Below are 20,475 nucleotides of genomic sequence, written 5' to 3' on the forward strand. Positions count from 1 at the left end.
GTCTACCCCTCAGCACGCCGGAATCGTCGCGATCGCCGCGCAGGCTTCGTCTTGCGAGCGCACCCTGAGTGCAAGCGGCACCCGGCAACAGGCGCTGAGCGCATCGCGGACCTCGCACCCATCACTGCCGAGTTGGCGCTCCTGCAGCTCGGGCCGAATGAAACCGTTCTTGCCTGCACCCACCACGGAACCACTCCTTCTCATGTGCACAAGTTGCATTGATGAGAAGAACTCTAAGTGCCCGCAAACCGATGAACAACGCATTTGTTCTCATCGACTTGTGCAAGACTTGCACAAGTCGATGAGAGCAATGGAGTGCACCCGATGCGCCGAAAGATCCCCAACACTGCCGCGCTGACAGCCTTCGATGCGGCGGCCCGTCACGCGAGCTTCACCGCTGCGGCGAATGAACTTGCCCTGACCCAAGGAGCCGTGTGCCGCCAGATCGCGTCGCTGGAGAGCTACCTTGGATTGAAGCTCTTCCGACGCTCCGGGCGGGGCGTGGCACTCACCGAGGCTGGCACCACGTACTACCGGCAGATCTCCCGCCGGCTCGACGAAGTGGAACGAGACACCTTGGACCTGATGGCACGGCAAGGACGCGGCGGGTCGATTGATCTGGCCGTCGTGCCGACCTTCGGCACCCGGTGGCTGCTGCCCCGACTCCCCGATTTCGCGCGAAGGCACCCGAGCATCACGATCAATCTGTCCAGTCGGACCAGGCCCTTTCTCTTCGACGAGGCCAATATCGACGCCGCCATCTACGCTGGCGATGGGCACTGGCCAGGGGCCAGCTGCCAATACCTGATGGCGGAGAACCTCGTGCCAGTCTGCAGCCCTGCACTGATCGCCCCGAAGAAGCGCTTGACGCCCGAACAGATCGCCGAGTTCCCACTCATACAGCAGAGCACCCGACCGTACGCCTGGAGACATTGGTTCGAGTCGGCCGGACTGCGCCCGCAGGGCGAACTCGTCGGTCCCCGCTACGAGCTTTTCTCGATGTCACTGCAGGCAGCGACGGTCGGCCTTGGCATTGCACTGGTTCCCGAGTACGACCTCGCCGACGAAGTGACGGCCGGCAGGCTCATCATCCCGGTCGATCGCCCATGCCCAAGCGACCTGGGCTACTACTTCGTGACCCCAGAGCGCAAGCAGGCAGATGGCCTGATCGCGGTGTTCCGCGAATGGCTGCTCACTCAACTCAGCGCGGCACCGTCAAAGGTGACGCGCTAAGTCTTCTTCGGACGGGTGGCCTTCGAGAGAGGCCGCAACAACCTTGCAAGTTCGAACCGATCGAGCCGCCCGCCCCTACCCACACTGCCCCACATACCCGCAAGCCGTGCAGAAATCGCAGCCGTCCTTGTGGATCATCGTGGCGTTGCCGCATTCCGGGCAGGGCTTGCCGGCCTGGGGCTGCACGGCCAGGCCGGCGGCGCTCTTCGGGGCGATGGGCGATTGCAGCAGGCCCATCTCGACCAGCGGCAGGCCCTGCTCGTCCAGGATGCCCAGCATCGCGTAGCGGTGGATGATCAGGCGCGCCACATAGGCCACGGTGGAGGGCCAGATCTGCTGGCGGCGCTCACCGGAAAGGTTAGGCACCGGTGCCATGAAGTGGCCCAGCGGCTCGCCGACATTGAGAAGCTTGCGCAGCTTCATGCCGATCCAGGCCGGGTCCATCACGCGCATGTCCAGCGACAGCAGCCGCGCCATGCCGTCCAGCGCCTTCGGGTAGTTGCCCGAGAAGCCCATCGCACAGGGACGCGTCACCGTGCCGCCATCGGGCGTGGGCAGCGTCACTTCCTTCAGCGTCAGCGTGAACTGCTCGCCGGTGGCGGGGTTGTCCACGTCCACCGCCCAGGCCAGCGTGCCCATGGTGCTGGTGCGCGGCTCTTCGCGGCTGAACATCGCGTCGATCACCGGCGTGGGGCCGCCTTCCTGCAGCGCGCCCAGCTGTTCGGCGCGCCAGCGGATCACCGCCGCGGTGGCGGCCACCACGCCGGGGAACAGGCGCTGCTCGCCGCTGGGCGGCATCGGCATCTCGAAGGCGCGCTCCTCGGCCACGGTGGCCAGCGCGTCGAGCTTCAGGCGCAGCCAGGCCGCGTCGTTGGTGCGCAGGTCCATCGACAGGGTCTTGGCCACGGCAGCCAGGCCGCGCGGCTGCTCGGCGCCGTTGACCCAGACCTCGAAAGGCAGGTTCTTGCCGAACAGGCCAGCGTCCGGCCCCTCGGCCGGCAGCTCGCCGACGAAGAGCGCGAAGTCGCCATGCGGGTGGCGGATCATGTAGCTCCACGCCGGGTTGCCGCCGGGCAGGTCCGGGCGGCTGGGCCAGCGCAGCGAGGCCATCACCTGCTTGGGCAGGCGCTCGACGCGCAGGCGCTGGTTGCTGCCGCCGCCGATGTCGGCCACCGGCTTCAGCGGCTCCGGCACCGCGGTTGGCTCGACGCTGAGCACCGAGCCCAGCACGCTGTTGGGCCGGTAGGTGGCCAGACCCTTGAGCCCGCTCTTCCAGGCCTGGGTGTAGAGGTCCTGGAAGTCCACGTAGGGATAGTCCGCCGGCACGTTGACGGTCTTCGAGATCGAGGTGTCGACATAGGGCGCGACCGCGGCCACCATAGCTGCATGATCCGCGGCCGACAGCTCCAGTGCGGTGACGAAGGCCTCGGACAGTGGCGCATCGGTGCCGAACATGTGGCGATAGAGGCGCCAGGCATGGTCCTCGACCGCGTACTCCTTGAAGCCGCCATCGGCCATGCGCTTCTTGCGCGTGTAGCTCCAGCTGAACGCGGGCTCGATGCCGTTGGACGCGTTGTCGGCGAAGGCCAGGCTGATGGTGCCGGTGGGCGCGATCGACAGCAGGTGCGAGTTGCGCAGGCCCTGGGCGCGGATCTTGTCCTTCAGCGGCTGCGGCAGGCGCGACGCGAAATTGCCACCCGACAGATAGAGGTCGGCATTGAACAGCGGGAAGGCACCACGCTCCACCGCCAGATCGGCACTGGCTTCATAAGCAGCGTTGCGCATCACCTCGCTGATGCGGCGGGCCATCGCGCGCGCGGGCTCGCTGTCGTAGCGGAGGTTCAGCATCACCAGCGTGTCGCCCAGGCCGGTGAAGCCCAAGCCGACGCGGCGCTTGTTACGCGCTTCCTGCTGCTGTGCGGGCAGCGGCCAGGGTGTCACGTCGAGCACGTTGTCGAGCATGCGCGTGGCGATCTTGCAGACCTCGATGAAGGCCGGCTCGTCGAAGCTGGCGTCCAGCCCGAATGGGGCGCGCACGAAATTCGTCAGGTCCACCGAACCCAGGCAGCAGCAGCCGTAGGGCGGCAGCGGCTGCTCGGCGCAGGGATTGGTGGCCGAGATGGTCTCGCAGTAGTAGAGGTTGTTGTCGGTGTTGATGCGGTCAAGGAAGAGCACGCCGGGCTCGGCATGGTCGTAGGTGGAGCGCATCACCTGGTCCCACAACTGGCGCGCCTTCAGCTTGCGATAGACCCACAGGCCATCGCCGCGCTGGTAGGCGCCGGACTCGCGCTGCGCGGCGCCGGGCTGGGCCTTGTGCACCAGCTCCACCTCGGCGTCGGCCTCGACCGCCTGCATGAAGGCATCGGTCACGCCGATCGAGATGTTGAAGTTGCTGAGGTCGCCCTTGTCCTTGGCGTGGATGAACTCCTCGATGTCGGGATGGTCGCAGCGCAGCACGCCCATCTGCGCGCCGCGGCGGCTGCCGGCGCTTTCCACCGTCTCGCAGCTGCGGTCGAACACGCGCATATAGGACACCGGCCCCGAGGCGCTGCTCTGCGTCGAGCCCACCCAGGCGCCCTTGGGACGGATGCGGCTGAAGTCATAGCCCACGCCACCACCGCGGCGCATGGTCTCGGCCGCTTCGGTCAGCGCGGTGTAGATGCCGGGCACGCCGTCTTCGGCGGTGGCGATGGAGTCGCCCACCGGCTGCACGAAGCAGTTGATCAGCGTGGCGCTCAGCTCGGTGCCGGCAGCGGAATTGATGCGGCCTGCGGGAACGAAGCCGCGGCGCTGCGCATCAAGGAACTTGGCCTCCCACTGCGCACGCGCCTCGGGCGCCTCGGCCTGGGCCAGCGCGCGCGCCACACGGCGGCGAACCTCGTCGAGCGACTGCTCGTCGCCCTTGGCGTACTTCTCGATCAGCACCTCGGCGCTGATCTCCTGCGCAGGCAGGCTGTCGGCATCGGCCACAAGCTTGGCGGCAGCGGCAGCGGCCAGCTGCACCGGGTCGGGAATACTCATCGACGGTTCTCCATCCTGATCTGATTTGATGTGTTCGTGCTCAGCCGGGCATCTTGGCCCGCAGCTGCTGCAAGGGTCTTGAGCCAGCTCAGCATGCGCTCGGCGACGCAGCTCGCGCAAGCGCTGTCATGTCACCAAGATTAACCGCGCGCGCTGACGAAAATGAACGAATCCCGCAATGCACGAACCGACATTGGTGCTTTCCAGGGTATGCCCGCAGGCGGCTGTTCCGCAGTGCGAAAACGCGCCGTGGCGGGGTATCCTTCAGGGTGTGAACGCCATCGATCTCCCGTCTTCCGCGCCGATCGCCCCGGCAGAAGAGATGGCTCTGTGCCTGAGCCTCAGCGAGCGTTGCGCCGACGCTGGCGAGCATCGTGAGGCACTGCGTCACTACCAGCGCTACCACCAGCTCTATGCGGAATACATGGAGCAGCGCCTGGCAGCCCTGGGGAGCAGCGCCGACAACACGCCGCTGGATCCGGTCACGAAGCTCGCGGCCCGCGAGGTGCTGCGTCAGCGTCTGCCGGAGATGGTGCGCCGCGCGCATGCGGGCAGCCTGTGCCTGTGCCTGATGCGCATCGGACTCGACGCCCTGCAACCCGCGCGTGGCCTGCCTGCAGGCTTGGAGCCTATGGTGATGGGCGAGCTCGGCGGGCTGCTGCGCGCCAACAGCCGCAGCAAGGACCTGCCGGCGGCCGAGCGCGAGCTGGAAATGACGCTGATCCTCAGCGATGTGGAGCTCTCGGTGGCACGCAGCATCTGCGAGCGCCTGCGCCGTGCGGTGGCCCATCACGACTGGGCACGCCTGCATCCGCCGCTGCGCGTGACGCTGAGCATTGGCCTGACCGCATTGCGCGGCGGTGACGACGCCGAGCAACTGCTCGCGCGCGGCGACGCGGGCCTGGCGCACGCGCGCCGCGACGGCGGCAACTGCGTGCGCGCCGGGGCCTGAACGCCGGCCCAGCCGTTGCCGAGTCCGCAGTGGACTCGACTCGGTCCTGGCTCAGAACGGCAGGTAGGACTTCTCGCGCCGGTAGTGCACGTAGCCAATGTTTGCGCCGGTACGCAGGCCCACCCCCAGACGGATTGGCGCCAGCGTGATGCCGTCGCTGCGCTGGTAGTTGATGCTCGCGCCGCCGATGTAATAGAGACTGCCCTCGACCCCCGGGAAGCGCTGAAAGATTGCCGCCGTGTTGGGCAGCTTGTAGACCAAGGTGAACACCTTGGACGCGTTCGCGCCGACATCCAGTCCTATCGACGGGCCCGACCAGTACACACGCGCGCTGCCGCCGTTCTTCATCATCAGCCGGCCATCGCCGTATCGCACACCGACCGTCAAGGCCGCGGAGGCCTCCTCGCCCTTGATGTAGGCATTGGGCCGGCCCTGCTCCTTGAAGGCCTTCTCGATCACCTTGGCAAGACCTTCGGTGGTGCTGCCGAAGAACTCGGTAGCGGCCTTGAAGATGGAATCCTCGTCATACGTGTTCGCGTTGCCCTCGTTGGCGGCCCAGCCCGATGCTCCGGCGCCGCCCATCACGGCCAGCGTGGCCCCGGCGCGCAGCAGCGCCGCGCGCCGGCTCAGCGCATCCGTGCTCCTGCCGTCGTCTGGCAGGCCCAGCCTGCATTCGCTCTTGTTCATCGCTATCAGTTCCTTCTGCGCAAGCGCCAGACCATAGCGCAGGACCGCAGCCCACCTTGCGCCGCAGCCCATGCGAAGGTAATCAAGTGTAGACAGCGCCGCCGCGCGTGAACTCCGTCGCGCCGAGCGAACCACGCCAGCGCCTACACTGGCCGAGCCAGAACCGGCAGCAAGTCCGGGAAGCACCACCGAGGAGCCTGCCGATGTTCCGTCAGTTGCCGCGTCGTCACGCGCGACCATGAGCCCGCACCGGGACCTCGAGCGCCTGCTGCTGGCTCTCGAGTATGCAGATCTGGCAGCGGCCCTCTACCTCAGCGGCGGCAGCGACGAGGCCGCGCGGCTGCTGGCAGCTGCCGCCGAGCAGCAGCTTGGCGACCTCTTTCGCTTGGTCAGCCCGAGCCTGCTCGACCACAACGAAGAAGTGGCCGCGATGCTGCGTCAGATCGCGAAACGCTATGTCGCGCCGCGCTACGAGCTGCGCAGCCATGCGCAGGCACGCGCCGATCAGCCGGTGCTTGCGCGGCTGGACACTGGCGACGGCGCACGCGCCGCCGAGGCACGCAATGCCACGGCGAGCTTCCTGCGTGCCGTCTGGTACCTGCTCGAATCCATGGGGCTGCAAGCGATGGCGCCGCTGCGTCTGAACGAGGCCATCGACCGCAGCACGATCTACTCGCCCGATGTCTAGGCCAGCAGCCTGGCTGCGCCGCAAGGTCCCTTCTGCTAGCATGGCCCGACAGCGTCTGGAGTATCTGCAGTGAATGAACGCCGTCATTTCTCGCGCGTCGCCTTCGATGCCGACGCCGTGCTCACCACCACCGCCGATCGTCTGGCCGTGAAGGTCGTCGACCTGTCGCTCAAGGGCGCCTTGCTGCGGCTGTGTTCGCCGGTGCCTATTGCAGCAGGCACACCGTGCCTGATCGAAGTGAAGCTCGGCGAAGCCCGCGTCGCCATGGCGGCAGAGGTGGCACATGTACAGGGCGAGTTGATGGGCGTGCTCTGTCGCAGCATCGATCTCGAAAGCATCACCCATCTGCGCCGCCTCATCGAAGTCAACCTCGGCGACCCGCGCATGGCCGAGCGTGAACTGAAGGCCCTGGTCAGCGCCTGAGCGCAGAGCAACAAGCGCCGATGCCGGTACTGTGCTACATTCGAGGCACAGCACGCACAAGGCCGTTTCCGCAAGGTCTTCAATCTGCAGCCCCGCATGTTCGTTCGCGAGCGGCTCGCTTCAGCTTCAACTCCCCGATTGACTGTTCTTGAGTGTTTCTGTCCTCGCTGGCATGTCGCCGCGAGGTTGTCTGCTATCCATTCTTTTCAAGGAAACTCTCATGAGCACCATTCAAACCGGCACCGTCAAGTGGTTCGACGATGGCAAGGGCTTCGGCTTCATCACGCCCGCTGACGGCAGCAAGGACCTGTTCGCCCACCACAGCGAAATCCGCAACGGCGGCGGCTTCCGCACCCTGGCCGAGAACCAGAAGGTCGAGTTCGAAGTGAAGCAAGGCCCCAAGGGTCTGCAGGCTGCGAACATCAAGCCTCTGTAATCGTTCACCGGGCTCGAGCTAGCCCGCTGATCGCCACGGCAGCGCGGGAGCGCTGCCGGTCCGGCCGGCCGCCAGGCCTGCCCGACCGACACTCCAGGCGGCTGGCGCTGCGTAGCGCTGCCGCTTCCCCGGTCTCTCACGCCGGGCCTGCTGCGGCCGCACCGACGATGCCGCAGACCTCCATGTAAACCGCGCCAAGACGGACTCTCGCCTGATTCCTGATCAAGGCGCACACCTCGAGTACAACAATGCACAACGAACAAAGCATTGAGGTGGGGCGTTACCTTGTCTCACCGATGATCAAACCCCATGCCGATGGCGGCTTCGCCGCGGCTGTCTCCATTCGTTCCGGCCGCGGCCAGGCCAGCCATGACCGGGTCATGCGCTTCACACCGCGTTTCGCCTGCGAGCAGACCGCGCTGCGCTACGCCACCCGCGAAGGCCTGGCGTGGGCCAACACGCGCTGACCCGGCGCCGACATCAAAGCGCAATGAAAAAAGGGCGCCGAAGGCGCCCTTGCTGCGACCGCGCTTCGCTCAGCTGCCGGCAGCAGCCAAGCCTCCGCCCAGCGCCTTGTAGAGCTGCACGCGGTTGATCTGCAGCGCCAGCTGCGCCTGCAGCAACCCCTGCTGCGCCGCATAACTGCTTCGCTGGGCGTCCAGCAGCTCCAGGCTGTTCGATGCACCGTTGGCAAAGCGCAGCTCGACCAGCCTGAGTCGCTCGGCTTCCGCGCGCGCCAGCGCCTGCTGCGCCTGCAGCTGCTCGCCCAATGTGGCCTGGCCGGCCAGCGCATCGGCCACCTCGCGGAAGGCCGACTGCACCGCCTTCTCGTACTGCGCCACCGCGATGTCGCGCGCCACCTTCACCGACGCCAGATTCGCCTGCAGGCGGCCGGCGTCGAAGATCGGCATCAGCAGCTGTGAGCTGAAGCTCCACGCGCCGCTCTTGAACAGCTCAGACAGCTGCGTGCTGGCGCTGCCCGCGCTGGCCGTCAGCGTGATGGCCGGGAAGAAGGCCGCGCGAGCGGCGCCGATGTTCGCATTGGCGGCGATCAGCGTCTGCTCGGCCTGCAGCACGTCCGGACGCTGCAGCAGCACGCTGGACGGCAGGCCCACCGGCAAGGCCGCCAGCTTGAGCTCAGCCAGCGGCCGCGCCGCCGGTAGATGGGCAGGCAGCGGCTGGCCGATCAACAGCGCGAGCGCGTTCTCGTCCTGCACGCGCTGGCGCTGCAGCTGCGCCACGCTGGCGCGCGCGCTCGCCTCGGCAGATTCGGCGGTGCTCAGCTCCAGACGCGAAGCCGCGCCCTGCTCGAACTTCAGCTGCGTCAGCTTCAGGCTTTCGCGACGGCTGGCCAGCGTGCGCTCGGCCAGCGCCAACAGCTCTTCATCGGCCTGCAGCGCCAGCTGCGCCGCGGCGACGCTGGCCACGAGACTGATCTGCGTGGCACGCTGGCCCTCGACGCTGGCCAGATAGCGCGAGGTGGCCGCATCGGCGCTGTTGCGTGCCTTGCCGAGCAGATCGATCTCGTAGCTGGCGAGCTGCAGGCCCGCGGTGTAGGTCGAGCTGATCGAGTCCTTGGTGGTCGTCGCACGCGTGCCGGTGAGACCCACGCCCACCGTCGGCCAGCGATTCGCATCGGCCACGCGCGCCAGCGCGCGCGCCTGCTCGGCATTGAGCGCGGCCACGCGCAGATCGCGGTTGTGCAGGAGCGCCAGGCTGATCAGCTCGCGCAGCCTCGCATCGTCGGCATAGAACTGCTGCCAGCCCTGCGCCTGGGTCGAGGCCGCGCCGGCCGCGGAGTCAGCGCTTGCCTGGGGCCAGCTCGGCGCCACCGGCGCCGCGGGCCGCTCGTAGCGGGGCGCCAGGTTGGCGCAGCCGCTGAGCAGCGCGGCCAGCAAGGCGGCGGCAGCGATGCGCTGGATCTTCTGCTTCGTCTTCATCGGGGTTCGCTTCATCGTGGCGCTCATTGCGGCTTCACCTCGCTGCTGTCTGCATCGAGCTCGTGCGCATGCAGGCGCCGCTGCCGCTCGCTGCCTTTGAAAATGCGCCGCACGACGAGGAAGAACACCGGCACGAACAGCACCGCCAGCACCGTCGCAGTCAGCATGCCAGAGAGCACGCCAGTGCCGATGGCTCGCTGGCTGGCCGAGCCAGCGCCAGTGGCGAAGAACAGCGGCATCACGCCCAGGATGAAGGCCATCGAAGTCATGATGATGGGCCGGAAGCGAAGATGGCAGGCCTCGAGGATGGCCTGTACCAGCGTGCGGCCCTGCGCCTGCAGGTCCTTGGCGAACTCGACGATCAGGATCGCGTTCTTCGCCGACAGGCCGATGATGGTGATCAGGCCGACCTTGAAGTACACGTCGTTGGGCAGACCGCGCAAGGTGGCGCCCAGCACCGCACCGAGGATGCCCAGCGGCACCACCAGGATCACCGAGAAGGGGATGGACCAGCTCTCGTAGAGCGCGGCCAGGCACAGGAACACCGCGAGCAGCGAGAAGGCCAATAGCACGGTCGCCTGCGCGCCGGAGATCTTCTCCTCGCGCGACAGGCCAGTCCACTCGAAGCCTATGCCCGGCGGCAACTGGGCCACCATGCGCTCGAGCTCCGCCATCGCGGCGCCGGTCGACGCACCAGGCGCCGCATCCCCGGCCAGGCGCATCGCCGGATAGCCGTTGTAGCGCGTGGCCTGCATCTGGCCCATCACCCACTTCGTCGTGGCGAAAGCCGACAAGGGCACCGATTTGCCCTGCGCATTGGTGACGTTCAGGCGCAGCAGATCGTCAGGCTGCATGCGCGCGTGGGCATCAGCCTGCACCACCACACGCTGCAGCCGGCCCTGGTTGGGGAAGTCGTTGACATAGGCCGAGCCCAGCTGGGTGCCGAGCACCGAGGCGATCGCGTCGAAGCTCACGCCGAGCGCCGCCGCCTTGTTGCGGTCGATGTCGATCTGCAGCTGCGGCGCATCCTCCAGACCGTCGGGGCGCATGCCGGTGATGACCTTGCTCTGCATCGCCATGCCCATCAGCTGATTGCGCGCAGCGAGCAAGGCCTCGTGGCCCACGCCACCGCGGTCCTGCAGGCGCAGCGCGAAGCCGGTGGCTGTGCCCAGCTCGGGAATCGGTGGTGGCGACAGCGGATAGATGAAGGCATCGCGGACCTGCATCATCATCGCGCCGAAGGCGCGCTGCGCCAGAGCGCCGGCGCTGTTCTCTGGCTTGGTCCGCTGCTCCCAGGGCTTGAGCGGCACGAACACCAGCGCCGCGTTCTGGCCCTGGCCCGAGAAGGAGAAGCCGATCACGCCGATGGTCGCCTCCACCTCGGGCTGGGCGAGCATGAAGTCCTCCACCGCCTTGACCGCCTGCTCGGTGCGATTGGCAGTGGCGCCTGGCGGCAGTTGCACGTTGACGATCAGATAGCCCTGGTCCTCGTTGGGCAGGAAGGACGTCGGCAGGCGCACATAGAGCCAACCCACCACCGCGACCACGGCGACAAAGGCCGCCAGCATCGCCGGGGCGCGCTGCAACAGGCGGTCCACGCCGCGCTCGTAGCTCTTGGCGGTGCGCGCGAAGCCGCGGTTGAACCAGCCGAAGAAGCCGCGCTTGGCATGGTGATGCCCAGCTTGCACCGGCTTGAGCAGCGTGGCGCACAAGGCCGGCGTCAGCGTCAGCGCCATCAGCGCGGACAGGCTCATCGACGCGACCATGGCCAGCGAGAACTGCCGATAGATATTGCCCACCGATCCTGCAAAGAAGGCCATGGGCACGAACACCGCAATCAGCACCACGGTGATGCCGATGATCGCGCCGGAGATCTGGCCCATCGCCTTGCGCGTAGCCTCGCGGGGCGACAAGCCCTCCTCGCTCATGATGCGCTCGACGTTCTCCACCACGACGATGGCGTCGTCCACCAGGATGCCGATCGCCAGCACCATGCCGAACAGCGTCAGCACGTTGATCGAGTAGCCCATCGCCAGCATCACGCCGAAGGTGCCCAGCAGCGCCACCGGCACGACCAGCGTGGGGATCAAGGTGTAGCGCCAGTTCTGCAGGAACAGGTACATCACCAGGAAGACCAGCACGATGGCCTCGATCAGGGTCTGCACCACCTGCTTGATCGAGATGTCGACGAACTTGGACGAGTCGTAGGGGATCTCGTAGATCACGCCTTCGGGGAAGAAGCGCTGCAGCTCCTGCATGCGCTGCTTGATCGCCGCGGCCGTGGCCAGCGCATTGCCGCTGGGCGAGAGCTGCACGCCGATGCCGGTGGAGGGCTTGCCCTTGAGCCGCGCATAGGTGCTGTAGGCCTGGCCACCAAGCTCGATGCGCGCCACGTCCTGCAGCCGCACGCGGGAGCCGTCGGCATTGGCCCGCAGCGTGATGTTGCCGAACTGCTCGACGCTCTCGAGCTGGCCCTTGACCACCACGGTGGCGGACATGCTCTGGCTGCTCAGGTTGGGCAGATCGCCCATGGTGCCGGCGGGTACCAGCGCGTTCTGCGCGCGGATCGCCGCATTGACCTCGGCCGGGCTGATGTTGAACGACAGCATCTTGGCCGGGTCCAACCAGATGCGCATCGCGCGTTCGGTGCCGAACAGCTGCGCCTGGCCCACGCCGGGCACGCGCTGGATCTCGGGCACGATGTTGCGCGCCGCGTAGTCGCCCAGCGCCACCGGATCGAGGCGCCCATCCTTACTCGACATCGTGATGAAGAGCAGGAAGTTGCTGCGCGCCTTGTCCACGCGCACGCCCTGCTGCGTCACCGCCGAAGGCAGGCGCGGCGTCGCTCGCGAGAGCCGGTTCTGCACCTCGACCTGGGCCAGGTCGATATTGGTGCCGGGCTCGAAGGTGACAGTGATCGCGCCGGTGCCGTTGGCTTGGCTGACCGACTCCATGTAGGCCAGGCCGGGCGCGCCGTTGAGCTCCTGCTCGATCACCGAGATGACGCTCTCGTCCAGCGTCCTGGCCGAGGCGCCGGGATAGGCCACGCTAACGGTCAGCGAGGGTGGTGCCACCGTGGGGTACTGCGCGACCGGCAGCTTGGTGATCGCGACCCCGCCGAAGACGAGGATGAACAGCGCGATCACCCAGGCGAAGATCGGGCGGTCGATGAAGAAACGTGCCATCGTGAAACTCTCTTCTTCTTGTCGATCCGGCGCGCTCAGCGGCTGGCGGCCGAGGCCGGCGCGGCGCCCACGGGCGCAGCGCCGGCTCCCGGGGTCCAGGGCACCGGCTTGACCGGTGCGCCCGGCACCATCATCTTTTGGAAGCCGTCGGCAATGACCTGTTCGCCGGGCTTCAGGCCGTCGAGCACCACCCAGAAAGCACCGTCCTTGTTGACCTGCGCGCCGCCCAGGCGCACCGGGCGCGGCATCGGCTTGCCGTCGGCGCCGACCACCAGCACGGTGTCGCCGCTATTGCTGCGCGTCACCGCCTGCTGCGGCAGCAGCGTGGCCGATGGCAGCTCGGCCTGCGCCAGGCGCACGCGCACATACTGGCCGGGCAGCAGCTGACCCTCGGCATTCGGCACCTCGGCACGAAGGCTGACCTGGCCCGAGGAGGCATCGACGCTCAGGTCGGTAAACAGCAGCTTGCCAGGTCGGGCGAGCTCGCTGCCGTCGTCCAGCACCACGCGCACCTCGGTCGCACGGGCGCCAGCCTGCCTGAGCTGCTGGCCAGCCAGAGCCCGGCGCAGCTGCTGCACCTCGTTGGCCGACTGCGTGAAGTTCACATAGACGCTGCCGGTCTGCTGGATCAGCGCCAGCTGCGTGGCCTCGGTCGCGCTGACCAGCGCGCCTTCGGTGACCAGGGCCCGGCCGATGCGCCCGCTGATCGGCGCGCGCACATGGCTGTAGTCGAGGTTGAGCTTGGCGGTCGTCACGGCGGCCTTGGCCGCGGCGACATCGGCCTCGGCCTGCTTGGCCGCCGCGACCGTGCTCAGGTACTCCTGCTGGCTGATCGCCTTGGCCTCGGCCAGCGGCTTGTTGCGTTCGGCCAGTGCCGCCGCCTGGCTCAGATTGGCCTGGGCCTTGGCGAGCTGCGCCTGCGCGCTGTCCAGCGCGGCCTGGTAGGGCGCGGGGTCGATCTGGAACAGCGCCTGGCCTTCGCGCACTTCGCTGCCTTCGGTGAACAGACGCTTGAGCACCACGCCGCTCACGCGGGCGCGCACCTGCGCGCTGCGCAGCGCCTCGACGCGGCCGGGCAGTTCCACCTGCAGCGGCACGGCCTGCTGAGCCACGGTGACCACGCCGACCACCGCTGGCGGCATGCCGCCGCCCGGGCCGCCGGCCGGCGCGCCGCCCTCCTTGGAGCAGGCGGCCAGCAGCGAGACGATCGCCACGCTCAGCGGCGCGAGATAGAGCAGGCGAGCCTGCCAGGATGCGGCCGCACGTGCGGCCGGGGTCGATTGCGAGCGATGACTGTTCTTCACGGCTTGGGCTTCTTTCTGTTCTTCGATTCCGGGACCGGCTCGTCAGGAGGCATTGCGACCGATGGCTGCAGCGGCTGACGCCAGCTGCACTGCAGCACGCCGGACCGGATCCCGACAAGGCTTGTCGAAAGGCCCGCAGTATATACATACATTCGCGTATGTATGTTTTGTGATCTAAAATTCCCGTCCCATGGTCAGGAAAACGAAGCAGGAAGCGCTGGAGACGCGCGAATCCATCCTCGACGCGGCGGAACGCCTGTTCCACAGCGAGGGGGTGTCGCGCACCTCGCTGCAGGACATCGCCGCCGCCGCGCAGCTCACGCGCGGTGCGATCTACTGGCATTTCAAGGACAAAGCCGAGCTCTTCAACGCGATGATGGAGCGCGCCACCATGCCGCTGGAGCAGGGCATGACGGCCAGCGCCGTATCCGAACCCGGCGCCACGCCGGTGCCCACGCTGGCCGAGCTGCGCTGGGGTCTGGTCAACGTCTTCTACTCGGCGATGCACAGCGAACGCACCCGCCGCGCCTTCGAGATCGTCATGCACAAGGTCGAGTTCGCTGGCGAGATGGCCTCGCTGCGCGAGCGCCAGCTCGACGCCCACACGCAGTGGCGCGAGCAGAACCGGGTCTGCATCGAGGCTGCCGTGGCCCGCGGCGAGCTCCCCCCCAGCGTGGACCCGACGCAGGCGGCGATCGAGCTGATCGCGCTGACCGACGGCCTGATCCATGAATGGATACTCGCGCCGCAGAGCTTTGACCTCGTCCGCGTCGGGCAAACTGCCGTCGAGCGCTTCTTCAACTGCCTGGCTGGCCGGCCGCTGCTGCCGGAGCTGAGCGCGGCCGAACTCGATCGTCTAGGGCGCACGCCGATCTGCCCGGTGGCCCGCGGCAGCGCCGCCGACCGCGCCTGAGCCATCTCGGCTGCCGCCATCCAGGGTTATCTCGCGGGGTTATCCGCTCGCTGGGACAATAGCGCCCTGTTCGTCGCGCGCCAGGCTGTGCTGGCCGGCGCGAGGACGCCTTCTTCGAAAGCCGCCGTGTCCAGCCATTCCGTCATCGTCCCGCCCAAGCCGTCCAAGGCCCTGACCGCCTATCGCCCCTTCTGGGCCAAGCGCTTCGGGACCGCACCCTTCCTGCCGATGAGCCGCAAGGAGATGGACGAACTCGGCTGGGACAGCTGCGACATCATCATCGTCAGCGGCGACGCCTATGTGGACCACCCGAGCTTCGGCATGGCGGTGATCGGCCGCACGCTGGAGGCGCAGGGTTTTCGTGTCGGCATCATCGCGCAGCCGGACTGGCAGTCGGCCGATGCCTTCAAGGCGCTGGGCAAGCCCAACCTGTTCTTCGGCGTCGCCGCCGGGAACATGGATTCGATGATCAACCACTACACCGCGGACCGGAAGATCCGCAGTGACGATGCCTACACGCCCGGCGGCGTGGCCGGCAAGCGGCCAGACCGCGCCACGCTGGTCTACACGCAGCGTTGCCGCGAGGCCTTCAAGGACGTGCCGGTGATCATCGGCGGCATCGAGGCCTCGCTGCGTCGCATCGCCCACTACGACTACTGGAGCGACAAGGTGCGCCGCTCCATCCTGGTGGACAGCAAGGCCGACCTGCTGGTCTACGGCAATGCCGAACGCGCCATCGTCGAGATCGCGCACCGGCTGGCGCAGCGCAAGCCTATTGAGAGCATCACCGATGTGCGCGGCACCGCCTTCATGCGCCGCAGCGACGACCCGACGGCCGCGGGCTGGTTCGAGCTGGACTCCACCCATGTGGACACGCCAGGGCGCATCGACGAGCTGATCAGCCCCTACCAGACGATCGACGAGACCGCGGCCGACAAAGGGGGCGCCTGCGCCGGCAGCGGCGATGCCAAGGATGGCAATGCCAAGCCCATCACCATCCACCGCAGCGGCAAGCTCGCCCTGCCGCCGCGCGAGCAGACGGTGATCCGCCTGCCCGCCTTCGAGCAGGTGAAAAGCGACCCGGTGCTCTATGCCCATGCCAACCGCGTGCTGCACCTGGAGACCAATCCCGGCAACGCGCGCGCGCTGGTGCAGCGCCATGGCGATCGCGACGTCTGGCTCAATCCGCCTCCCATCCCGCTGTCGACCGCGGAGATGGACCATGTCTTCGACCTGCCCTACGCGCGCAGCCCGCATCCGAGCTATGCGGACCAGAACGGCAGCCACGACGGCGCCACCAAGATCCCCGCCTGGGAGATGATCCGCTTCAGCGTGAACATCATGCGCGGCTGCTTCGGCGGCTGCACCTTCTGCTCGATCACCGAGCACGAGGGCCGCATCATCCAGAGCCGCAGCGAGGACAGCGTGATCCGCGAGATCGAGGAGATCCGCGACAAGGTGAAAGGCTTCACCGGCGTGATCTCCGACCTGGGCGGCCCCACCGCCAATATGTACCGCATCGGCTGCAAGAGCCCCGAGATCGAGGCCGCCTGCCGCAAGCCTTCCTGCGTCTATCCCGGCATCTGCCAGAACCTCAATACCGACCACGGCCCGCTGATCCACATGTACCGGCGCGCCCGCGCGCTCAAGGGCGTGAAGAAGATCCTCATCGGCTCGGGACTGCGCTATGACCTGGCGATCAAGTCACCCGAATACATCAAGGAACTCGTGACCCACCATGTCGGCGGCTATCTGAAGATCGCCCCCGAGCACACCGAGGGCGGCCCGCTGTCCAAGATGATGAAGCCGGGCATTGGCACCTACGACAAGTTCAAGCAGCTCTTCGAGCAGGCCAGCGAGGAAGCAGGCAAGAAGCAGTACCTGATCCCCTACTTCATCGCCGCGCATCCGGGCACCTCGGACGAGGACATGATGAACCTGGCGGTCTGGCTGAAGAAGAACGGCTTCCGCGCCGACCAGGTGCAGACCTTCTACCCCAGCCCCATGGCCACCGCGACGGCGATGTACCACTCCGGCAAGAACCCGCTGAAGAAGGTGACGCGCGACAGCGAGGACGTGGACATCGTGCGTGGCGAGCGCCGCCGCCGCCTGCACAAGGCCTTCCTGCGCTACCACGACCCCAACAACTGGCCGATGCTGCGCGAGGCGCTCAAGGCCATGGGCCACGAGGAGCTGATCGGCAACGGCAAGCAGCAGCTGATCCCGACCTTCCAGCCGATCACCGACGGCAGCTACCAGAGCGCGCGACGCAAGAACTCCACGCCGACCGGCTCGGTGAAGACCTCGGTTGCAAAGCCGGCAGCCAAGGCCGGCAGCCCGGCCTCGACACCGGCCAGGCCGCGCCAGGGTCAGGTCTTGACCCAGCACACCGGGCTGCCGCCACGCGAGACGGGCGCCCGCCCGGCACGACCGGCGGCCAAGGCTGGCGTCAAACCCGCAGCGAGCAAACGCCCGCGCTGATCAGGCCTTCGCTCAGTTCCGCCACAAGCGGCCGATCAGACGGCCCAGCCGCACCCAGCGCATGGCACGCAGAGCCCACCCGGCCAGATCGCCAAGCCGGCCCGGACGACGCAGCAAGAGCAGCAAGCCCGCCACCGGGAGCAGCCGCGCCGGCCCGGGCAACTCCTTCAGCACGGACCAGAGCTGCACGCCGCGCTGGCCGTAGCTGAACACCGGGGCCAGTTCGCTGGCAGCGTCGGCCATGTCGGCACGCAACTCCGCACTGCGCAGCCGCAGCAGCAGCTGCCGCTCACGCAGACGGGCCCGCTGATCGGCCAAGGACTTGCTCACCGGTCCTCCAATGTCTCGCGATCGCGCTGCAACTCGGCCAAGCTCGCAGCAAACATGCCGCCCGGCGCGCTCATCTCGACCTTGACGCGACTCCACAGCGCCCAGGCACCCAGGCCATGCGCCAGCATCAGCACCAGCGCCGCGCCCCAACGCCAGTCCTCGGGGCAGAGCAGGATGACCAGCACGCTGAACAGCACCAGGGTCACGCCGATGAGCAGCATGACCGTCAGCATGCCCATCAGTGCCTGGGTCAGGCGCAGCTTCTCCGCCTCCAGCTCCGTCCCCAGCAGACTCAGGCGCACCTGCAACAGCTCCAGGCCATCCCGGCCCAAGCGCTGCAAGGCGGCCAGCAGTCCTGCCGGCTGCGGGTCTTGTTCGTTCATTGCCTTCTCCTTTGCGCGTGAGCTTAAACCCGGAGCGAGCCGCAAGGCTTGCCCAAGCACAAGCACGGACTGCGCAAAAGTGCGTAAGCCCATCAGATTTGTCGCTTTTTCGCTTCGTGATCGGAGCCAAGCTGGTGCATATTGGGCAGGTCATGCGGCGCAGGAGCAGGCGCCGTGCCAGCTGTACGCGACTTTGCCCCCGAGCGGTGCGTTGCAGCCTCCTCCCATCCATGCATCACAAGATGGACCACACAGTCACTGAGGCACAGGACAGCGATCTGCTTGAGTTCGTGCCCGGCCCCGACGAGGCCGAGCCAGTCGAGGGTGCCAACTCTGCAGGCGCGCCCTGGCTGGTGCTGGTGGTCGACGATGACGATGACGTGCATCGCGCGACCGAGCTGGCCATGCAGGGCCTGCGCGTCGAAGGTCAGGCGATGCAGTTCCTGCACGCGCGCAGCGCCGCTGAGGCGATGGAGGTGCTGCGCCGCGAGCCGGAGCTGGCTGTCGTGCTGCTGGATGTGGTGATGGAGTCCGAGGATTCCGGCCTGCGTCTGGTGCACTTCATCCGCGAGTCGCTGAACCGCCGGGCGATACGCATCGTGCTGCGCACCGGACAACCGGGCTATGCGCCGGAGATCGAGACGGTGCAGGCCTACGACATCAACGACTACCGCACCAAGTCCGAGCTGACACGCACCCGGCTCTACACCGTGCTGACTGCCGCGATCCGCTCCTACAAGCAGTTCTGCGCGCTGCAGCAGAACCAGCGGGGCCTGGAGCTCATCGTCGATGCCAGCACCGAGCTGAGCCAGCTGCATGGCTTGCAGCGCTTCGCCGATGGTGTGCTCACCCAGTTGTGCGCGCTGCTGGGCGTGCTGCCCGAAGGCATGGTCTGTGCGCAGGCGCCGAGAGAACTGATCGACCAAGCTCCCGAGACGCGCGTGATCGCCGCGGCCGGCCAGTTCAGCAGCCTGATCGACTCGCCGCTGTCCGCCGTGAACCTGCCAAAGGTCCGCGAGCGGCTGACGCAATGCCTTGGCATGCGTGAGCATCTGATCGACGGCGAAGGCGTCTGCCTGTTCTTCTCCCTGTCCAACGGCCGTTCGATGGCCGCGCTGGTCGATGTGCAGCGTCCCCTCACCGCGGTCGAGTTGCAGCTGCTGCGCGCGTTCTGCACCAACATCGCGGTGGGCTTCGAGAACGTGCTGCTCTATGGCCAGCTGCTCGACCACGCCTACAACGACCAGCTGCTGCGCCTGCCCAACCGCCTGCGCTTCATTGAGCTGCTCGACAAGAACCTGCGCGACCCCAGTGGCATCACGCTGGCGCTGATCGACCTCGACGACTTCTCCGACATCAACGATGCCTTCGGCCACAGCTTCGGCGACCAGGTGCTGCAGGCGGTAGCCCACCGCCTGGCCAGCGATCTCGGCTTTCACACCGCGATGGCGCGGGTGGCCGCCGACGTGTTCGGACTGATCGGTCCGGACTCGATCGTGAATGCGAAGACGATCGACAGCGTCTTCAAGGAACCCTTCGAAGTGGCCGGCGAGCGCCTGCAGCTGTCGGCCACCACCGGACTGGTGCGCCTGGTCGACTCATCGGCGATCGGCTCGGAGCTGCTGCTCGACGCGCAGATCGCGCTCAAGCGTGCCAAGCAGAAGCACCGCGGGGCATCGGAGTACTTCTCGTCGGCGATGGGTACCGATGCCCGCGAGCGCTTCAAGCTGCTCAAGGGCCTGCGTGCCGGCTTCGAGGAGCAACGCCTCTTCGTCGTCTACCAACCCCAGGTCGATCTGGCCAGCCGCCGGCCGCTGGGCGCTGAAGCGCTGCTGCGCTGGCGGCGCGAGGATGGCAGCTTCGTACCGCCGGACCAGTTCATCCCGCTGGCCGAGCAGTCGGGCCTGATCGTGGCTATCGGTGACTTCGTGCTGCGCACCGCCTGCCACCAGCTCAAGCGCATGGAGGCGGCCGGCTATGCCAACTTCCGCATGTGCGTGAACATCTCGCAGGCACAGTTCCGCCATCCCGGCTTTGTCGACAGCCTGAAGGACGCGCTGCGCGACGCCGAGGTGAACCCGGCCAATCTGGAGTTGGAGATCACCGAATCGCTGGCGATGGAGGATGCCGAGCTGGTGCTGCACCTGCTGGCCGACATCCGGCGCACCGGCGCCTCGGTGGCGATCGACGACTTCGGCACCGGCTTCTCCAGCTTGAGCCAGCTGCGCCAGCTGGAGGTGCAGCGCCTGAAGATCGACCGCACCTTCGTGCGCGAGGCACAGACCTCGGACGCCGGGCACACCATCGCGCAGATGGTCATCAACCTCGGGCGCGCGCTGAAGTTGGGCGTGATCGCCGAGGGCGTGGAAACCGAAGAACAGCGCACCCAACTGCTCGCACTGGGCTGCGAGGAAGCCCAGGGCTGGCTCTTCGCCCGGCCCATGCAGGCCGACCAGCTCGAACGCTGGATGATGGACCAGCCCAGGGGCTGAGCGCTCT

General features: G+C 67.3%; 17 protein-coding genes. 9 read left to right on the forward strand and 8 right to left on the reverse strand.

Annotated features, from left to right (window positions below; translation table 11 throughout):
- Positions 1–9 precede the first annotated feature (9 nt).
- Positions 10–183, reverse strand: coding sequence for a hypothetical protein (locus AC2EBS_RS08740; protein WP_484728001.1), 174 nt, complete (start codon positions 181–183; stop codon positions 10–12).
- A 141-nt stretch (positions 184–324) separates the two neighbouring features.
- Between AC2EBS_RS08740 and AC2EBS_RS08745 the strand changes: the two genes are divergently transcribed.
- Positions 325–1,233: a LysR family transcriptional regulator gene (locus tag AC2EBS_RS08745; RefSeq protein ID WP_484728002.1), complete on the forward strand. Its 909-nt coding sequence runs from the start codon at positions 325–327 to the stop codon at positions 1,231–1,233.
- A gap of 75 nt (positions 1,234–1,308) precedes the next feature.
- On the opposite strand, the gene AC2EBS_RS08750 is transcribed toward AC2EBS_RS08745, so the two are convergent.
- Entirely contained in the window at positions 1,309–4,254 is a 2,946-nt protein-coding gene (locus AC2EBS_RS08750) for an adenosylcobalamin-dependent ribonucleoside-diphosphate reductase (RefSeq protein ID WP_484728003.1), read from the reverse strand.
- A 322-nt stretch (positions 4,255–4,576) separates the two neighbouring features.
- Between AC2EBS_RS08750 and AC2EBS_RS08755 the strand changes: the two genes are divergently transcribed.
- On the forward strand, positions 4,577–5,206 hold the full coding sequence (locus tag AC2EBS_RS08755; RefSeq protein WP_484728004.1) for a GGDEF domain-containing protein: 630 nt from the start codon (positions 4,577–4,579) through the stop codon (positions 5,204–5,206).
- A gap of 51 nt (positions 5,207–5,257) precedes the next feature.
- Here AC2EBS_RS08755 and AC2EBS_RS08760 read toward each other — a convergent pair whose 3' ends face one another.
- Entirely contained in the window at positions 5,258–5,893 is a 636-nt protein-coding gene (locus AC2EBS_RS08760) for a DUF1134 domain-containing protein (RefSeq protein WP_484728005.1), read from the reverse strand.
- A 238-nt stretch (positions 5,894–6,131) separates the two neighbouring features.
- Between AC2EBS_RS08760 and AC2EBS_RS08765 the strand changes: the two genes are divergently transcribed.
- The 4 genes from AC2EBS_RS08765 (at position 6,132) to AC2EBS_RS08780 (ending at position 7,907) form a co-directional block, all read left to right on the forward strand.
- A complete protein-coding gene (locus AC2EBS_RS08765) occupies positions 6,132–6,581 on the forward strand; it encodes a hypothetical protein (protein WP_484728006.1) in 450 nt (149 codons plus the stop codon).
- A 117-nt stretch (positions 6,582–6,698) separates the two neighbouring features.
- Positions 6,699–7,004: a PilZ domain-containing protein gene (locus tag AC2EBS_RS08770; protein WP_484728007.1), complete on the forward strand. Its 306-nt coding sequence runs from the start codon at positions 6,699–6,701 to the stop codon at positions 7,002–7,004.
- A 229-nt stretch (positions 7,005–7,233) separates the two neighbouring features.
- Positions 7,234–7,440, forward strand: a complete 207-nt coding sequence (locus AC2EBS_RS08775; RefSeq protein WP_484728314.1) for a cold-shock protein — start codon at positions 7,234–7,236, stop codon at positions 7,438–7,440.
- A gap of 248 nt (positions 7,441–7,688) precedes the next feature.
- Entirely contained in the window at positions 7,689–7,907 is a 219-nt protein-coding gene (locus AC2EBS_RS08780; RefSeq protein ID WP_484728008.1) for a hypothetical protein, read from the forward strand.
- A 69-nt stretch (positions 7,908–7,976) separates the two neighbouring features.
- On the opposite strand, the gene AC2EBS_RS08785 is transcribed toward AC2EBS_RS08780, so the two are convergent.
- From AC2EBS_RS08785 to AC2EBS_RS08795, 3 genes are read right to left on the reverse strand one after another with little or no spacing between them, the layout of a single operon-like run.
- The gene (locus AC2EBS_RS08785; RefSeq protein WP_484728009.1) at positions 7,977–9,380 is read right to left on the reverse strand and encodes an efflux transporter outer membrane subunit; all 1,404 of its coding nucleotides are present in this window, start codon (positions 9,378–9,380) and stop codon (positions 7,977–7,979) included.
- Positions 9,381–9,403: 23 nt separating this feature from the next.
- A complete protein-coding gene (locus tag AC2EBS_RS08790) occupies positions 9,404–12,565 on the reverse strand; it encodes an efflux RND transporter permease subunit (protein WP_484728010.1) in 3,162 nt (1,053 codons plus the stop codon).
- A gap of 35 nt (positions 12,566–12,600) precedes the next feature.
- Complete coding sequence (locus AC2EBS_RS08795) at positions 12,601–13,869, reverse strand: efflux RND transporter periplasmic adaptor subunit (protein ID WP_484728011.1); 1,269 nt, start codon at positions 13,867–13,869, stop codon at positions 12,601–12,603.
- A gap of 190 nt (positions 13,870–14,059) precedes the next feature.
- On the opposite strand from AC2EBS_RS08795, the gene AC2EBS_RS08800 reads away from it, so the two are divergent.
- Positions 14,060–14,782, forward strand: coding sequence for a TetR family transcriptional regulator (locus tag AC2EBS_RS08800; protein ID WP_484728012.1), 723 nt, complete (start codon positions 14,060–14,062; stop codon positions 14,780–14,782).
- 126 nt (positions 14,783–14,908) lie between these two features.
- Entirely contained in the window at positions 14,909–17,263 is a 2,355-nt protein-coding gene (locus AC2EBS_RS08805) for a YgiQ family radical SAM protein (RefSeq protein ID WP_484728013.1), read from the forward strand.
- A gap of 12 nt (positions 17,264–17,275) precedes the next feature.
- Here AC2EBS_RS08805 and AC2EBS_RS08810 read toward each other — a convergent pair whose 3' ends face one another.
- Both AC2EBS_RS08810 and AC2EBS_RS08815 read right to left on the reverse strand, forming a co-directional pair.
- Entirely contained in the window at positions 17,276–17,593 is a 318-nt protein-coding gene (locus tag AC2EBS_RS08810) for a hypothetical protein (RefSeq protein ID WP_484728014.1), read from the reverse strand.
- A complete protein-coding gene (locus AC2EBS_RS08815; RefSeq protein WP_484728015.1) occupies positions 17,590–17,976 on the reverse strand; it encodes a phage holin family protein in 387 nt (128 codons plus the stop codon). The genes AC2EBS_RS08810 and AC2EBS_RS08815 overlap by 4 nt, the downstream gene beginning before the upstream one ends.
- A 242-nt stretch (positions 17,977–18,218) precedes the next feature.
- Between AC2EBS_RS08815 and AC2EBS_RS08820 the strand changes: the two genes are divergently transcribed.
- Complete coding sequence (locus tag AC2EBS_RS08820; RefSeq protein WP_484728016.1) at positions 18,219–20,468, forward strand: putative bifunctional diguanylate cyclase/phosphodiesterase; 2,250 nt, start codon at positions 18,219–18,221, stop codon at positions 20,466–20,468.
- Positions 20,469–20,475: the final 7 nt, after the last annotated feature.

It is taken from the genome of Roseateles sp. T103, from assembly GCF_057219915.1.

Coding starts and splice junctions, on each gene's coding strand:
- AC2EBS_RS08750 (WP_484728003.1), bottom strand. CDS start 4,254: ATGAGTATTCCCGACCCGGTGCAGCTGGCCGCTGCCGCTGCCGCCAAG.
- AC2EBS_RS08765 (WP_484728006.1), top strand. CDS start 6,132: ATGAGCCCGCACCGGGACCTCGAGCGCCTGCTGCTGGCTCTCGAGTAT.
- AC2EBS_RS08780 (WP_484728008.1), top strand. CDS start 7,689: ATGCACAACGAACAAAGCATTGAGGTGGGGCGTTACCTTGTCTCACCG.
- AC2EBS_RS08755 (WP_484728004.1), top strand. CDS start 4,577: ATGGCTCTGTGCCTGAGCCTCAGCGAGCGTTGCGCCGACGCTGGCGAG.
- AC2EBS_RS08820 (WP_484728016.1), top strand. CDS start 18,219: ATGGACCACACAGTCACTGAGGCACAGGACAGCGATCTGCTTGAGTTC.
- AC2EBS_RS08800 (WP_484728012.1), top strand. CDS start 14,060: ATGGTCAGGAAAACGAAGCAGGAAGCGCTGGAGACGCGCGAATCCATC.
- AC2EBS_RS08790 (WP_484728010.1), bottom strand. CDS start 12,565: ATGGCACGTTTCTTCATCGACCGCCCGATCTTCGCCTGGGTGATCGCG.
- AC2EBS_RS08815 (WP_484728015.1), bottom strand. CDS start 17,976: ATGAACGAACAAGACCCGCAGCCGGCAGGACTGCTGGCCGCCTTGCAG.
- AC2EBS_RS08745 (WP_484728002.1), top strand. CDS start 325: ATGCGCCGAAAGATCCCCAACACTGCCGCGCTGACAGCCTTCGATGCG.
- AC2EBS_RS08785 (WP_484728009.1), bottom strand. CDS start 9,380: ATGAAGACGAAGCAGAAGATCCAGCGCATCGCTGCCGCCGCCTTGCTG.
- AC2EBS_RS08760 (WP_484728005.1), bottom strand. CDS start 5,893: ATGAACAAGAGCGAATGCAGGCTGGGCCTGCCAGACGACGGCAGGAGC.